Here is a 15,156-nt window from a genome sequence, read left to right as displayed (position 1 = left end):
CATGTTTTCCGCGCATCGTCTAATGGTCGGTTCGTTGCTCTTGCGGTTTGTACCATGTAAAATAGTGGGAGACCCTTCTTCCGGGCGAATGACAGTGAGGTGAACCGATGCTTTCTTTCTACAAAAAATACTACAAAACGATCTTCGATATCGGACTCATGGTTCTAACCGTGTACCTGTTCATGCTGGCGTTCAGCTACATGTATCGAATCGCGACCCCGATCTTCATGGCCTTCGTCATCTTCATGATCATCGAACCGCTGGCCAAGTTCCTGAACCGCCGCGGGATGAAAAAGTCGATCGCCACCGCCATCTCCACGATGCTGTTCATCCTCATTATTTTGGCCGTCTTCATCGGGCTGGGTGCGATCTTCGCCGCACAGATCTACTCGCTCTCGCAGAAAATTCCGGAATACGCCCGGATTCTCCAGGATCAGATCGTGAATAATGCCGCCTATTGGCAATCCAAGATGGAGGCACTGCCGGAGGACGTCGTGGAGAAGACCAAATCATACGCAGGCACGATTACGACCCGGGGCGCCGAGCTCGCCGCCAAGTTCCTGGGATGGATATTCTCGCAGCTGACGACGTTCTCCAGCTTTATGGTGAACTTCTCCATCGGGATTATTCTCGCCTATTTCCTAAGCATCGAGATCGAGACTTGGAAGCGGCTCGCAACTGAGAAAACGCCCCGCACGTTCAAGAACGCCTTCTTCTTCCTGAAGGAGAACGTATTGAAGGGAATCGTCACCTACTTGAAGGCGCAGCTCAAGCTCATCACGCTGACTTTCGTCATCATCTTCATCGCGCTGCTCCTGCTCGGCGTCAAAAACGTACTGTCCATCTCGCTCCTGGCTGCGTTCTTCGACGTGCTCCCGCTGCTCGGAGTGTCGACGGTGTTCATTCCATGGATCATCTACCTGTTCATTGTCGGAGACACGACGCTGGCGATCTGGATCACTGTCGTACTCGTCGTCGTCATCCTCGTGCGCCAAATCATGGAGCCGAAGATTACAGGCGACTCCCTCGGCGTATCCGCCTTCACGATGCTGTCGTTCATGATGATCTCCCTCTCGCTCTTCGGGGTAGCCGGCCTCATCCTGTCGCCGATCCTGATCATTCTTATCAAGGCGCTTATGGACCAAGGCTACCTGAGGCGATGGATCCGCCTGCCAAGCGGGGAGTATTAACGGTCGGACATGTCGTACTTCGACTCCATCCGGCCGGAGAACCAGCCCATGAGCAGCATCGTCACGGCGATGTCGTCGATCGGCAGGAAGGGCAGCGCGTCCGGCATCACCCAGTAGACGACGACCGGGATCAGGAACAGCAGCTTTTCGCGTACCGGGATTCGGGGCGACGCCAAGAGCCGCACCACCCTGCGAATGACATGCGACCAATGTCTCAGCGACAGCCATTTATTCAAGCGAATCTCCTCCTCGCACGCCGCGCCTTCCTCCAGGCTTCGATCGCTCTGGCCGGAAGCGCGGCTTTTCTTCCGGCCCGGTTATTTCGTTTTGCGGTTTTTGCGGCCGATTAGGATTACTATAACCACAAAGACCGTCAGTATAATCCCGGCGCCTACGAATACGGCGATCATAAGCAGTCGTGCCGCGGACGGCATGCCGTTGCAGGCGCAAGCATAAGATGTCGCCGGGACGCCAAAATAAAGCAGCAGTACGCCGGCCAACACGATGAGGGCCGATCTGCCTGCTGACAGCCCCCTCTTCCACCAGTTTGACATATGTCCTCCCTACACATTCCAGTTATCGATCACCTGTCAGTTCCCTCGCCGCCCGCATCGCTTCCAGCAGGAGCGGCTCCATCCGCGCATAGATGTCCGGGAACTGCTCGAGCGGCAGCGGATTGACGCCTTGTCCCAGTTCAACCGTGAACGCCGGACGGCGGTATTGCAGGATGAACCAGTCCTTGTAGCCGGCGTCGCTGCCGGACAGCTTGACAGGCTTGTAGCCGCTCGCCAGGCCGAGCCGTTCGGCGATACCGGCCGAGGCGGACGGCTCCAGCCCGCGATAGTTCCAGTATATCTCTTCTCCCTGAGTGTGAAAAGCAAGAGCCAGCCGGAAGTCCCGGTAGCGGGTGAACTGCGCCATCGCCTGCGCCTCCGGCTCAGTGAGCGGCGCGATGCCCGTATAGTCGCGCGGCCCCGGTCCGGGTGCGCCTGCCGTGCGCCGGTCCCGTTCCTCTTCCCAGAACGCGGGGAATTGGTCGTTCAGGTCGACCCCGCGGATATTGGCCTTCCAGCCGGTGAAGTTCCAGCTTCCCCGATTCCATTCCAAGAGCCGCGAGCCGTAAGGGTGGTCCGGCCATATCCCGCCGTGGACGAGCTCGACGCCGTCCGGGTTCACCATAGGCACGACCCATAGCGTGACGTCGCTGTACAAGCTTCGGACCTCCCGCGGATCCATCTTCCCCAGTCCGCTTCCGCGAGAGACCGCCTCCGACAGCTGCTCCATGAATCGCATCAGGAGCGGGGTGGTGATCCACTCGTTCGCATGGAACGCGCCATTGGCGTGCACCTCGTACGGCCCGATCCCAAGGCGGACGACCGGGATCGGCCGCCCCATGACGCTGCGGCCGATCCATTCCAGCTGCACGAACGGATAGCGGATCATGAACAGCTGGACGTCGCGGATGAGCTCGACATAGCCATACGGTCCCGCCCCCGTCAGCAGCTCGCCCTTCCGGGCCCGATCGACGAGACGCCGCTCCATCGGGGCGATCGGGACGAAGATCACTTGCCCCGGTAACAAGTATTCGGATGGGCCCGGGTGCATGTTCCGATTCAGCTCGGCCAGTTCCCCGACGGGCACCCCCGTCCGTTCGGCGAGACGAAACCATGTATCGCCCGGTTGAATGACATAAGGCACAGCCATGCGTATTGCCTCCCTGTTACATGGTGATACCCATGCTTATGCGCGGGGACAATGTTGTGATGCCCGCTGCCGGGCGCCCGGAGATGGTTGAACCCTGTACTAGAGGAAACCTTTCATCCTAACTCCAAAAAGACCAGAGCGTCGCTCTGGTCTTCGCGATTTCACATTGTAATAGCGCAGGGCGCCGTTAGAGCCGGGCCATCTGCCAGACTACCGGCGTATGGGCAATCTGATCGCCTAGCCATTCCTGCGCGATGTGCTGGAACTTGGCGGGATCGCCGCTGCAAAAAAACTGATGCACGGGGACGTCCCCCGATGCGGCGAGCTGCCCGCGGTGGTAGAGAATCGCGCTGATCTCCCGCGCCGTCTCTTCCGCCGAATTAATGAGCTTGACCCCCGTCCCCATCACTTCCGAGATCGCTTCGGACAAGAAGGGGTAGTGAGTACAGCCGAGAATGAGACAATCGATCGAGCTGGTTCGAAGAGGAGCGAGCGACGTCCGAACGGTCTCCCAAGCCTCCGCGGACCGGAACAGACCTTGTTCCACGATCGGAACGAGGTGCGGACAAGCCAGACTTTCCACTTTCAGATTCGGGGAAATCATTTGCAAGGCATGCTGATAGGCGCCACTCTTGATCGTATTCTCGGTTCCGATGACGCCTACCCGGCCGTTCCGCGTCGACTTGATCGCCGCCCGCGCGCCGGGATGAATGACACCGAGCACCGGAATCGTGACGGAAGCGCGAATGGCCCGGACCGCCAGCGCGGTAGCGGTGTTGCAGGCGATGACGACCATCTTCGGGTTGAACTGGGTCAAGTACTGGACGATCTGGAGGGTGAACTCGACGACTTCTTCCGCTTGACGAGGACCGTACGGCGTTCTCGCCGTATCGCCGAAGTAAATGACCTTCTCCTGAGGAAGCTGGCGCATCACTTCCCTCACGACGGTCAAGCCTCCCACGCCGGAGTCGAGTATTGCAATGGCTTGCTGCACAAGGTTTCGCTTCCTTTTGTCAAAAAGTAAAGTCTACGTTTACAATATGACTCCGGGCTGCGAAACGTTCTCATACTCCGCGCGGGGGCGGGCTTATCCGAACCACGGCATTCAGCCTATGTTCAGCCAACATTCAGCTGGCTTTCAGCTTCCTTTCATTTCCCTTTCATATTCGCCAAGTATGATGGACACTAGAGTATCGCACAACATAGAGAAAAAAATGGATAGGGAGGACCCGTCGGAGTGAAATCATCGAAATCTGCTACGAAGTCCTTGAATCGGTCAAGCGGGGCATCTTCAGGCTGGCCTACAAGATGGAATCGTTCCTCGGCTCAGGGTCCGAAGCTGGACCATTGGCCGACGGAACACTGGAAGACAACCGTCCCCGAGGAGCAAGGGATGGACTCGGGCGCGATCGCCGATGCGTTCCTGGCGGTTCGCGATCGCCAAGTGAACAGCATCGTGGTCGTCCGGGGCGGGTGTCTGGTCGCGGAAGCCTACAGTGACCGGACAGGACCGGAGGATCCGCAGGACATGCGGTCGGTGGCGAAGAGCCTGACTTCCGCTCTGGTCGGGATTGCGCTGAAGGAAGGCAAGCTGCACAGCGTCGATCAACGGCTGGCGGAGTTTTTTCCCGAGCTCGCTCACGATCCGCTCCGCTCCGAGATCACGATCCAACATTTGCTCTATATGGCTTCCGGGTTGGAATGGAACAATGTGAACGAGCAAGCTTCCGTCGAGATGATGCATTCGGATCACTGGGTGCGTACGATTCTGCAGCATCCCGGGCTGTACAAGCCGGGGACGAAATTCAATTACAGCAACGGCGATGCGCATCTCGTATCGGCGGTGCTCCAGCGAGCGACCGGCGAGGCGATGCTCGACTACGCTTCGGCCCGGCTGTTCCGGCCGCTAGGCATCCGCACGCCAAGCTGGAATCACGATCCCCAAGGCATTACGATCGGAGCGTGGGCACTCGCCCTGACCGCGAGAGACATGGCGAAGCTCGGGCTGCTGTACATGATGGAGGGCCAGTGGGACGGCACGACGGTACTGCCGGAGGCGTGGATCCGGGAATCGCTGACCAAGCGGATCGTCCTCAGCATCAGCAAGCAAGCTTACGGCTACTACTGGTGGACGAAACCGCTCTCCCCCGAATTCGAGCACTTGGGCGCAGGAAAGCTGGAGACGTTCTACGCCGCCGGCTCGGGAGGCAACCGCATCTTCGTCGTGCCCGAGCTGCAACTCATCGTGGCCATGACGGCCCAGACGCCGGTGATGGAGTTGCCGGAGCAGGTGCTGAACGGCATCGTCCGGGCGATCCGCTCCGATCAACCGATCCCCGAATCCCTGAACGCGGGTGCCAAGCTGGCCGAAGCGATTGAATGGTTCCGAGCGGGGTCATCCTGACGGATTACCCTGCCGGCTTCGGCTTCAGATCCTGAATCATCCCGAACTCATAGCCTTCTTTCTTGATTTCCTTCAGAATGCGGTCCATCGCGTCGATGTTTTCCTTGGACGCCTGGTGCATCAGGATGACATTCCCGTCGTGCAGGTTGCCGATAATGTCGTTATACGGATCCTCGGCGCCGTTCGCGCGCGGCTCCCAGTCCTTCATCGCAGTCGACCAAAAATAGGACGTGTACCCGAGATCGGTGACGAGATTCAGCAGATGCTTGCTGAACGTTCCGTACGGGAAGCGGAACAGCTTCGGAAGCTCCTGGCCGGTAATGCCTTTATACAGGCTCTCAAAATCGGCGAACTCTTTTTTCACTTGCTCATCGGAGAGCGTAGTGAAGTCTTTGTGCGTCATCGTATGGTTCCCGATCGTATGGCCTTCCGCCAGCAGCAGCTTGACGTAATCCGGTTGGTTTTTTAGATTGTACCCGGTCAGGAAGAACGTCGCTTTCACATCGTTGTCTTTGAGCGCCTTGAGCAGCTTCTTATAGTCCAGCAGCTCGCCGCCGCAATCGATCGTCAAATATACCTTCTTGCCTTCTCCCACCCAAACGGCCTTTTGACTCTCGGTGAGTCCCTTCACTTCGGCGGGGAATCCGGGAACTTCGCCCTTCTTTTTCTTCATGTAGTACCAGTTGATCGGCTTCAAATCGCCAGCCGTAGGCGGTTTAACCCCTGCAGACGAAGAAGGCTTCGGCGTAGGCGTCGGGGTTGGCGTAGGCTCCGGCGTCGGCTTAGGGGTCGGGCTCGGTGTCGGAGTAGACGACGGTGTCGGCACCGGGGTTGCCGTTGGCGCCATCGTCGGGGTTAGTGACGGCTTGGGCGTTTCAGCCCCTTTCCCATTCCCATTCCCATTCGCATCCGGAGAGGAACAAGCCGGCACGATCATTGTAGACAGGAGTGCTGCTGTAAGCATCCATTTGGTCGATTTCATTGGGATCACCTCTTCTCTCCTAATATTCGACAAAAGCCGATCGTTCTCCTCCAGGCCGTCCCGCTTCTCCCCAATTATCGGAGTGCCCCCCTGTTATCGCCACGGACCGCCGAATACTATGTACCGGAATGCCGATCTGCATTGTGGTGCAAGGGGGAACTAGAGATGAACAAAACGACGCAAGCGATGCCAGGCGGCCGCCTGCGCCCGCTCGAACCGGCGAAGAAGAAGGTGCGGCCGAAGCTGCGGGTGAACAAGAAGCTGGCGCTTCTAGGCGCCGGCGCGGTATTGCTGGGAACCCTGACGGCAGCCGGACTGTGGATCCGCTCGCTTGACATCGGGAAGCTGGCCGACCCGCTCCTCGCCCCGACGCAACTGCTCGACCGGAACGGCAAGCCGGCCTCGGAGATGTCTTCCTCGCGAATCGTCCCGGTTCCGCTGGCGAGCATCCCGCAGACGCTGCGCCAAGCGGTAGTGGCCGTCGAAGACCGGAGGTTCTACGACCACTCCGGCGTGGATGCGTTCGGCATTATGCGGGCCGCGCTCCGCAACGTACAAGAGGGGGGTCTAAGTGAAGGTGGCAGCACGATCACCCAGCAGCTGGCCAAAAACCTGTTCCTGAGCAAGGAAAAAACGTTCAGCCGCAAGCTGACCGAAGCCGCGTACGCGATGAAGATTGAAGCGACTTACGATAAAGACCGCATCCTGGAAATGTATCTGAACCAGATTTACTTCGGCGAAGGGCAGTGGGGGATCGGACAGGCGGCCAAGCGATATTTCGGCAAGCCGGTGTCCGAGTTGAACTTGGCCGAGAGTGCCATGCTCGCCGCCCTGCCGAAAGCGCCGAGCCGATATTCGCCGTTCAAGAACATGGAGCTGGCCGTCGAACGGCGCAACCTCGTGCTCGATCTGATGCGGGAGGAAGGCTATGTCACCGAAGCGGAAGCGGCCGCCGCCAAGGCGAGTCCGGTCCAGCTCGCGACCCAAGCCGAGCCCGGGCTGCGCGGCCAATACCCCTCCTACATGGACGCCGTGATCGAAGAGGCGATCGCGCGGTACGGACTTACGGAGCGGCAGCTGCTGGCCGGGGGCATGCGCATAGAGACCGAGCTCGACCCGACGGTTCAGGAGGCAATGGAGACGGTCTACAAACGCGACGACCTGTTCCCGAAAAGCGCGTCCGATCAGCTCATCCAGAGCGGGGCCGTCATCCTGGATCCCGCTACGGGCGGAGTGCGCGGAATCGTGGGCAACCGGGGCGAGCACGTGTACCGGGGGTTCAATCACGCGACGCAGCTGAAGCGGCAGCCCGGCTCCACGATGAAGCCGCTCATCGTCTACGGCCCGGCGCTCGAGCGCGGGTATACCCCGGAGTCGCTCCTGTACGACGGTCCCCTCAATATCAACGGCTACAAGCCGACGGATTGGGATCGATCCACTCGGGGCCAAGTTACGCTCCGGGAAGCCGTCATCCGCTCATGGAACATTCCGGCCGTATGGCTGCTGAACGAAATCGGGCTTCAGACCGGCAAGTCGTTCGCCGGAAAACTAGGTATCCCATTCACACCGAACGACAACAATCTGGGTCTGGCGCTCGGCGGGATGGAGGAAGGCGTCTCGCCGCTGCAGATGGCACAAGCGTATGGTGCTTTCGCGAACGGAGGAGCCATGTATACCGGCCGTACGATCTCCCGGATTGTGGACGCCGACGGGCACGTGCTGGCGGAAGCGAAGCCGCAGGCCGTCCGGGTGATGTCGGAACAGACGGCTTACCGGATGACCGACATCCTCGCCGACAACGTCACGCGAGGGACGGCCACGAACGCGGCGATGAACCGCCCAGTCGCCGGGAAGACCGGCACGACGCAGCTGCCCGATAGCCCTCAGTTCGCCGGCGTCCCGGACGGAGCGAAGGACGCTTGGTTCGCGGGCTACACGCCTGAGCTGGCCGGAGCGGTCTGGATCGGGTATGACCATACCGACCAAACCCATTATTTGTCGACTTCCGGCGGGTACAACCCGGCGCTCGTCTTCCGCGAAATGATGCAGATCGCACTGAAGGACGTACCGGTCACGCCGTTCAAGAAGCCTGAGACGACAAACCCGAACGGATCCAAGGGACAAGGAAATGGTGCGTCGAAGGAGAAAGAGAAGGAAAAAGAAAAAGAGAAGGAGAAAAAGGAGAAAGAGAAAAAGGAAAAAGAGAAGGAGAAAAACAAAGGCAAATCGGAAGACAAGCGGGAGTAGCACGACGAAGAAAGCGATTCGGAAAAACCGGAACGATAAAGACGATTGACACTCGGTACGATGCAAGCGGGCAGCCCTTCCTCTGCGGAAAGGCTGCCCGCCCGCGTCTTACGCTCTAGCGTCTCGAATATCTCCACAGCAGGAGATGAATAATGGAGATGAGGACGAATCCGCACAAGGCGAGGAACGGAATCGTGATGAAGCCGAGCCAGTTGATGTATTCGATATCGCAGGGCACCATTCCGCAGGAGAATGAAGTTGACGGAATCCAATCGGTCTTCTCCATCAAGTAGTGGTACGTGGACACGCACGCACCCAGCAGCGTCATCGGCAGCACATACGCATAGATGCCGGTCTGCTTCCGCACCGCAGCGATCGCGAGCAGCAGCACCTGCGGGTACATCAGAATACGTTGATACCAGCACAGCTTGCAGGGCAAATATTCTTTGACTTCGGAAAAGTACAAGCTGCCCAGGGTGGCGACCAAGGCGACGACCCAGGACAAGTGCAGCCCGTTTTCCAGCACGAACTTTCTCCATTTCACAGACGCGCAGCTCCTTTTGTTCAACGAATCGACCCTATCATTTTCAAAATCTATCCTACCACAGAAAGGAGCTGGCCCCCAAATGTCGAACCCTACAACCAGGAACTTTTCTATAGAGTTATTCCGGGCCGGTCTTTCCATTGAGCTGCAGCCCCTCGCCCTCCACCATACGGAGGCGCTTCATGCGTTCAAAAACCGCAACCGCGCGTTCCTCCAGCCCTTCTCGCCTCTTCAGTCCGAGGAGCACTTCTCGCTGGACGCCCAGACCAGAATCGTACGGCAGGCGATCCGGGAAGCTTCTCTCGACGAGGCGTACCGTTTCGGGATCGTGCACTCGGCTTCCGCGGAGCTGATCGGACAGCTGAACTTGACCGGTATTGCGCGGGGCGCGTTCCAGAATGCCTTGTTGGGCTATTCCCTCGACGAACGGTACAACGGGAAGGGGTATATGACTGAAGCGGTCCGGCTGTGCCTGGAGCTCGCTTTCGGCGCGCTCGGCTTGCACCGTGTGCAAGCAGCCGTCATGCCCCACAATCGCGGCTCGATCCGAGTTTTGCAGAAGAACGGGTTTAGCGAAGAAGGCTATGCCCGCCAGTATTTACGCATTAACGGAGCCTGGGAGGATCATGTGCTGTTCGCGCGAGTGAACGACTCCTGGGTAGACTAGACTGAGCTGACGGCGTTTGCTAGATAATGCCCCTCTCTCATGTCGGCTTTTCTGCTCCGTTTTGTAACTTTTCTATCGAAATCCAGCCATTATACCGTAAAATAATGCTAGGAACCCAAAACGGAGCTGATCGCGCGTGCAGCAAATTGTGAAAGTCGAACGGATCAGTCATCATGAATACAAAGTGTATACGCCCGACGCGGCTTACGTGCTCAACCTGACCTTGGACTCGATTCGGGAGTCGCTCATCGAGGCCGGCTTCCGGATGGAGGCCTCCGATCTCCAGCAGGCCGAAGAACGAATCCGGCATATGGTGCGCTACGATGCCCTTACCGGACTCCCCAATCGGCTCATGCTGGGGGAGCAGATGGTGGAGGTGTTCCGGGCGGCACAACAGTCCGGCAAGCAGTCGGCCGTGTTCTTCTTGAACATAGACCGGCTGAAGGTTATCAACGATACATTGGGCCATCATGTCGGCGACTTGCTGCTCCAGCATTGGGGCGAACGCTTGCAGGCGCTTGTGCGCCCCGTCGGCATGGCGGCCCGGTTCAGCGGAGACGAATTCATCCTGCTGCTGCCGGAAGTGGACGGGCCCGATCGGGTCGCACAGATGGCGAAGGCGATCGTCCACCTGTTCCAGACTCCGTTCATGCATGAGTCCCAGGAGCTGTACAGCAGCGCCAGTATCGGCATCGCGCTCTTCCCGCAGCATTCCGACGAGCCGGATACGCTCATCCAGTATGCCGATTCGGCGATGCATGTCGCGAAGCGTAGAGGCGGCAATACATACGAGCTCTATAACGGGGATCACAACGTCCGCTCGATTCATCGGCTTCAGCTGGAGATCGATCTCCGGAAGGCGGTCGACCGCGGCCAGATTCTCGTCCATTACCAGCCGATCGTCAGTCTGGCCACCGGCCGGATGACCGGCATGGAAGCTTTGACGCGCTGGGAGCATCCGCAGCTGGGTCTGATCTCCCCGCTCGAATTCATCCCGCTTGCGGAAGAGACGGGACTTATCGTCCCGATCGGCCAGTGGATTCTGGAGGAGGCTTGCCGGGCGACCCGGGACTGGCAGCGGCGCGGCTATCCTCCGGTGTGCGTGTCGGTGAATATATCGGTCAAGCAGTTCGAGCATCCGCTGTTCGTCCAGACCGTCCGGGACGCCTTGGAGCGCACCTCGTTGGACCCCCGTTACTTGTGCCTGGAAATTACGGAGAATGTGGCGATGACGAATATCGGGCATGTCGTGCAGACGATTCAAGCGTTGAAGGAGCTTGGGGTAGCGATCTCGATCGACGACTTCGGCACCGGGTACTCTTCGCTCAGCTACTTGAAACGGTTCCGCATCCATACGCTCAAGATCGACAAATCGTTCATACAGGAGCTGAATGCCGACGAAGAGAGCTCCGCGATCGTGACCGCCCTGCTCGCGATGGCGCAGCGGCTGAACATCCGGACGATCGCCGAGGGCGTGGAGACGGCTGAGCAGCTGACCTTTTTGCGGGAGCACGGGTGTCAAGAGATCCAAGGCTACTATATCAGCAAACCGCTTGCGGCCCAGCCGTTCGAGCAGCTGCTCGGGCAGGAGCGCAACTTTCTTGACATTTAAGAATTTAAAATCCCGGGGTCCCCGCAAAGTAATAGGAATAAGCTCCGAAGGCCCACGTCACTTTGTGGGGTTCCTTGACGGGGCCCTCTGAAACTTTTTAGTTCCGAATCCGTCTATACCTTAGGGAACTCCCAACCGGAACAAGATATGCCTACATGAACGGAAAGGAACGGTTATGGAAACTAAGGTGAATCCCAATCTCCCGCCCTCGCTCAGCCGGTCGAGCCGGACGAAGCGAGCGGCGAGGCCGAACCCGCGTCCGAAGCCGAAGCGCCGGCGGAAGTGGGCCCGACGCTTCGGCATGCTGGCCGTTTCGATGGCGTTCGCCGGACTCCTCTTCTTCGGCTGGTTCTTCTTCACCTCGTCCGGCAATCAGCTTCGCTATATGATGGCCGATACGTTGATCACCACCCAGCATCGCCATTGGGCCAAATATTTGATCGGCAGCAAGGGACTCGAGGAGCAAGTGAACAAGTATATGAAGCAGTTCGAAGCGATGGCCGAAGTGCCGAGCACGATCCCGGTGCATATCGCCCCGGTGTCGGAAACGGTGAAGGAAGTGAAGAAACGGGAGTTGGTCGAGATCGAACCGATCAAGGGCCCGAAATTCAGCGGCTACCTGGTCTCGATCTCCGATCCGAAGTCGATCCGGCTCGCCGTACCGGAGCGTGTCGGCAAGGGCGAGAAGGTATCCAGCATGGTGAAGCGGACCGGCGCGGTGCTCGGCGTAAATGCCGGCGGCTTCGTGGATCCGAACTGGGAAGGCAACGGCTTCCAGCCGACCGGTCTTGTTATAGCCGGCGGCAAGGTGTTCTATAACGACGGGGACAACAATACGCCGACGCAGATCGTCGGCATCGACAAGGACGGCCGTATGGTGGCCGGCCGCTATACGCCGAAGCAGCTGCTCGACATGGGCGTGCGGGAAGCGGTGACGTTCTCGCCCAAGTTCATCGTCGACGGCAAGGGCCTGATCAAGAGCCAGGCCGACGGCTGGGGCATCGCTCCCCGCACGTGTATCGCACAGAAGGAAGACGGCACGATTCTATTCGCGATCATCGACGGCCGGCAGACGCACAGCATCGGCGCCACGCTGTACGATGTGCAGCAGATCTTCCTCGAGCACGGCGCGATCATCGCCGCCAATCTGGACGGCGGCTCCTCAACGGTGCTCGTGCACAACAACGAGATCGTCAATAAGCCGGCGAGCCCTTACGGCGAGCGGTATTTGCCTACCGCGTTCCTCGTGTTCGAACACCCGGAGCAGGTGCACATCAAGAATATCTGGGAAGGCCTCGACATCAGCAAGATCGATCCGTCCAAGTGGTAAACACCCCACAAAGTGAGGTGGACCTTCGACGCTTATTCCTGTTACTTTGTGGGGACCCCGGGTTAGGAACAGAACAACGCTCTAAGGCATAGCGCCTTAGAGCGTTGTGGCTGTTGTAAAGCGGATAGATGAAAAAATTTCATCTATTTCGCCAAGCATCCGCTTTTTGTGTGGAATAGATGAAAAATTTGCATCTATCTGTTAGATTTTCTATGGGAATGCAATCCTCGACTCCAATAGATGAACTTTTTTCATTTATTCCACTTACAAAAGCATGAAAAGTTCGATTAGATGAAAGTTTTTCCTCTATTTCACCAAGTATACCCGCCTACTGCTTATTCTGCTTCGACAGCAGGATCTCGGCGTCGGCCGGCATCAGTTCCTCGCTAGTCGCGGCCACCTCGTGGCGGGCTTCCTTCCAAGCGCGCACCTCGTCGCTCACGCTGACGGCCACTTCCTTCGCCTTTTGCACCCAGTCGCCGGTGTGCTGGGACACTTGCTTCGCGATCTCCGACGTCTTGCTGCTCACGTTCGTGGCGAGCTGCTGCGTCTTCTCGCTCACCGTCGACAGCTGCTCGGACAAGTCCGCGCGAAGCTCCTTGCCCGACTTCGGCGCCAGGAGAAGCGCCGCGACCGCCCCCAGTACACTGCCGATCACAGCTCCAATTAATAGATCCTTGCCTCTCGTGGTATTAGGTTCCGACATGTGAATCCTCCCTTTCCATTGTAGGTTTGGGTTGGTTCGTCTTCTGCTGCTTCCGTTGCTGCCATTTTTGCACTACCTGAAACCCCCATGCCGCCCAGTCCAGCCATTCCGCGATCCGAGACTCATTCCCCCGAACCGTCTGCCCCGCCTGCTGCATCGATTGCGACACGGTCGCGGACACTTGCTTCACCGAAGAGGTCACCTGCTGGACCGACTCGCCCACTTGGCCGATCGACACGAACAGCGCATCCAACGTCTTCATCTTGCGCTGAACATCGTCGGTTACTTGCTGGGCGGAGCGCATGACGTTCATCGTCTCGGCGGACATTTCATTCAGCCGGTGCTCGATCTTCTCGAGCGACTGGTTCATTTGCATCATGGAGGCGCGTGCGGTTTGAATGGCGGCGATCAGGTACCCGACGAGTACGATAAATGCTGCTGCTATACATGCCACGCTAATTTGCCAAATCATTCGCTTCCCTCACCTCGGCGGTTTGTTATGCAATGGGGTGGACTTTGGTGCACGTGCTGCTCTAGACGAATGCCCATTTCTTAGTTCCATTATAAGTCGGGGGCGCCCATTTTGACACAACATCAGGGAAAAATATCCGCACTCTTGTCAGCCGGGGACCCCAGAAACAACGAAAAGAGCGCCTCCCGGAAGGGCAAGCGCTCCAATTCGTTTCACTTGGGGACGGGAAACCGCTCCCGGAGCCGGTCCCGCACGAGCTCCATCGCTTCTTCGATCGTCTCCGCCTTGCATACCAGCTTCTCCCCCCCGTACTGCAACGAGGCATGCTCGTACCGGGGATCGTAATAGTAGACCAGCAGGAGCGCCACCGCCTCCGCATAGCGCCCCTCCTCCAGATGACCCTGGATCTCCGCGGCGACCGGCGTATGGATCCGCTTCTTGATGCGGGCGAACGCCTCCAGGCACGCCTCGGCGTGCCGCTCCGGCTCGTAGTCCTCGAGGATGTGCCGGACCCGTTCCTGAGTCGGCAGCTCCAGGAACAGCTGCACGCCCCGGGCTTTCGCCTCCATCAGGAAGTCCGGTACCATCACCTTGCCGATCCGCTTGCTCTCCGCCTCCAATAGCACGTACGGCGCCTCCTGCAGCTCGAGCAGCCTCAAGGCGAGAAGCGCCTCGAACGTCTTCTGGTTGTTCGGCGCGAGCCCGACTTGCCCGAAGACCGACCCGCGATGGCCGGCCATCCCTTCGAGATCGAGCACGGGATAGCCCTCGTTCTCGAGACGCTGGAGGAGCGATGTCTTGCCCGAGCCGGTGTAGCCGTTCACGACGACCGCGGGCGGCCGAAGCTCGAACTGCTCCAGCGTCCCTACGACCCATTGGCGAAACGCGCGGAACCCGCCCTGGAGCCGATGGACGCGAATGTCCATGAGCCCAAGCAGCGTGGCGCTCGTCTTGCTGCGCATACCGCCGCGCCAGCAGAAGACGGCCTTGCGCCCCGGGATCTCGGCGAATTCCCGGATGAACGCGGGCAGCTTGGCCGACACGATCTCGAGCCCCCGCTGCTTCGCCGCTTCTACGCTCACTTGCTTGTATATCGTGCCGATCTCGGCCCGTTCTTCGTCATTGAATAAGGGGATATTCCGACTCCCAGGAATGGTCGAATCCGCGAACTCCGAAGGAGATCGGACGTCGATCAGCGTGACCGCACCGGCCCGGTACGGTTCCAGCAGCTGCTCTATTGTGATTTCCTGCACCATCCGGCTTCCCTCCTCTGTCGATGTCGCTTCATGATCCGCGGG

At 58.8% G+C, this 15,156-nt stretch carries 15 protein-coding genes; 6 read left to right on the top strand and 9 right to left on the bottom strand.

Features of this window, described 5'->3' with window-relative positions; genetic code table 11:
• Positions 1 to 107: 107 nt before the first annotated feature.
• On the top strand, positions 108 to 1,190 hold the full coding sequence (gene ytvI / locus ACI5FR_RS20490) for a sporulation integral membrane protein YtvI (protein WP_405457718.1): 1,083 nt from the start codon (positions 108 to 110) through the stop codon (positions 1,188 to 1,190).
• Here the strand turns inward: ytvI and ACI5FR_RS20485 are convergent.
• From ACI5FR_RS20485 to racE, 4 genes are all read right to left on the bottom strand, one after another.
• Positions 1,187 to 1,426, bottom strand: coding sequence for a hypothetical protein (locus ACI5FR_RS20485; RefSeq protein ID WP_405457716.1), 240 nt, complete (start codon positions 1,424 to 1,426; stop codon positions 1,187 to 1,189). The genes ytvI and ACI5FR_RS20485 overlap by 4 nt on opposite strands.
• Positions 1,427 to 1,507: 81 nt before the next feature.
• A complete protein-coding gene (locus ACI5FR_RS20480; protein WP_405457715.1) occupies positions 1,508 to 1,744 on the bottom strand; it encodes a hypothetical protein in 237 nt (78 codons plus the stop codon).
• A gap of 22 nt (positions 1,745 to 1,766) precedes the next feature.
• Positions 1,767 to 2,894 (bottom strand): M14 family metallopeptidase, encoded by a 1,128-nt coding sequence (locus tag ACI5FR_RS20475; RefSeq protein WP_405457712.1) that lies wholly within the window; start codon positions 2,892 to 2,894, stop codon positions 1,767 to 1,769.
• Positions 2,895 to 3,081: 187 nt separating this feature from the next.
• Entirely contained in the window at positions 3,082 to 3,888 is an 807-nt protein-coding gene (racE, locus tag ACI5FR_RS20470) for a glutamate racemase (protein WP_405457710.1), read from the bottom strand.
• Between the two features lie 243 nt (positions 3,889 to 4,131).
• On the opposite strand from racE, the gene ACI5FR_RS20465 reads away from it, so the two are divergent.
• A complete protein-coding gene (locus tag ACI5FR_RS20465; RefSeq protein WP_405457709.1) occupies positions 4,132 to 5,298 on the top strand; it encodes a serine hydrolase domain-containing protein in 1,167 nt (388 codons plus the stop codon).
• A 4-nt stretch (positions 5,299 to 5,302) separates the two neighbouring features.
• On the opposite strand, the gene ACI5FR_RS20460 is transcribed toward ACI5FR_RS20465, so the two are convergent.
• Entirely contained in the window at positions 5,303 to 6,280 is a 978-nt protein-coding gene (locus ACI5FR_RS20460) for a polysaccharide deacetylase family protein (RefSeq protein WP_405457708.1), read from the bottom strand.
• Between the two features lie 165 nt (positions 6,281 to 6,445).
• Here ACI5FR_RS20460 and ACI5FR_RS20455 point away from each other — a divergent pair, with 165 nt between their 5' ends.
• Positions 6,446 to 8,527, top strand: coding sequence for a transglycosylase domain-containing protein (locus ACI5FR_RS20455; RefSeq protein WP_405457705.1), 2,082 nt, complete (start codon positions 6,446 to 6,448; stop codon positions 8,525 to 8,527).
• Between the two features lie 115 nt (positions 8,528 to 8,642).
• Here the strand turns inward: ACI5FR_RS20455 and ACI5FR_RS20450 are convergent, their stop codons facing one another.
• On the bottom strand, positions 8,643 to 9,071 hold the full coding sequence (locus tag ACI5FR_RS20450) for a disulfide oxidoreductase (protein WP_405457703.1): 429 nt from the start codon (positions 9,069 to 9,071) through the stop codon (positions 8,643 to 8,645).
• A gap of 82 nt (positions 9,072 to 9,153) precedes the next feature.
• Between ACI5FR_RS20450 and ACI5FR_RS20445 the strand changes: the two genes are divergently transcribed.
• From ACI5FR_RS20445 to ACI5FR_RS20435, 3 genes are all read left to right on the top strand, one after another.
• A complete protein-coding gene (locus ACI5FR_RS20445; protein WP_405457700.1) occupies positions 9,154 to 9,738 on the top strand; it encodes a GNAT family N-acetyltransferase in 585 nt (194 codons plus the stop codon).
• A gap of 136 nt (positions 9,739 to 9,874) precedes the next feature.
• Entirely contained in the window at positions 9,875 to 11,350 is a 1,476-nt protein-coding gene (locus tag ACI5FR_RS20440; RefSeq protein WP_405457697.1) for a putative bifunctional diguanylate cyclase/phosphodiesterase, read from the top strand.
• A gap of 175 nt (positions 11,351 to 11,525) precedes the next feature.
• On the top strand, positions 11,526 to 12,680 hold the full coding sequence (locus tag ACI5FR_RS20435; protein WP_405457695.1) for a phosphodiester glycosidase family protein: 1,155 nt from the start codon (positions 11,526 to 11,528) through the stop codon (positions 12,678 to 12,680).
• A gap of 328 nt (positions 12,681 to 13,008) precedes the next feature.
• Here ACI5FR_RS20435 and ACI5FR_RS20430 read toward each other — a convergent pair whose 3' ends face one another.
• The 3 genes from ACI5FR_RS20430 to mnmH all read right to left on the bottom strand — a co-directional run bounded on the left by ACI5FR_RS20430 (position 13,009) and on the right by mnmH (position 15,114).
• Positions 13,009 to 13,386, bottom strand: a complete 378-nt coding sequence (locus tag ACI5FR_RS20430; RefSeq protein WP_405457693.1) for a YtxH domain-containing protein — start codon at positions 13,384 to 13,386, stop codon at positions 13,009 to 13,011.
• Positions 13,373 to 13,858 carry a DUF948 domain-containing protein gene (locus ACI5FR_RS20425; protein ID WP_405457691.1) on the bottom strand — a complete coding sequence of 162 codons (486 nt, stop codon included), beginning with the start codon at positions 13,856 to 13,858 and terminating at the stop codon, positions 13,373 to 13,375. Before ACI5FR_RS20425 ends, ACI5FR_RS20430 begins: the two co-directional genes overlap by 14 nt.
• Before the next feature lie 212 nt (positions 13,859 to 14,070).
• A complete protein-coding gene (mnmH, locus tag ACI5FR_RS20420; RefSeq protein ID WP_405457690.1) occupies positions 14,071 to 15,114 on the bottom strand; it encodes a tRNA 2-selenouridine(34) synthase MnmH in 1,044 nt (347 codons plus the stop codon).
• Positions 15,115 to 15,156: the final 42 nt, after the last annotated feature.

Source organism: Paenibacillus sp. HJGM_3 (assembly GCF_045062745.1).
Classification (GTDB): Bacteria; Bacillota; Bacilli; order Paenibacillales; family NBRC-103111; genus Paenibacillus_AA.
This window is presented reverse-complemented; position numbering and strand designations above follow the sequence as displayed.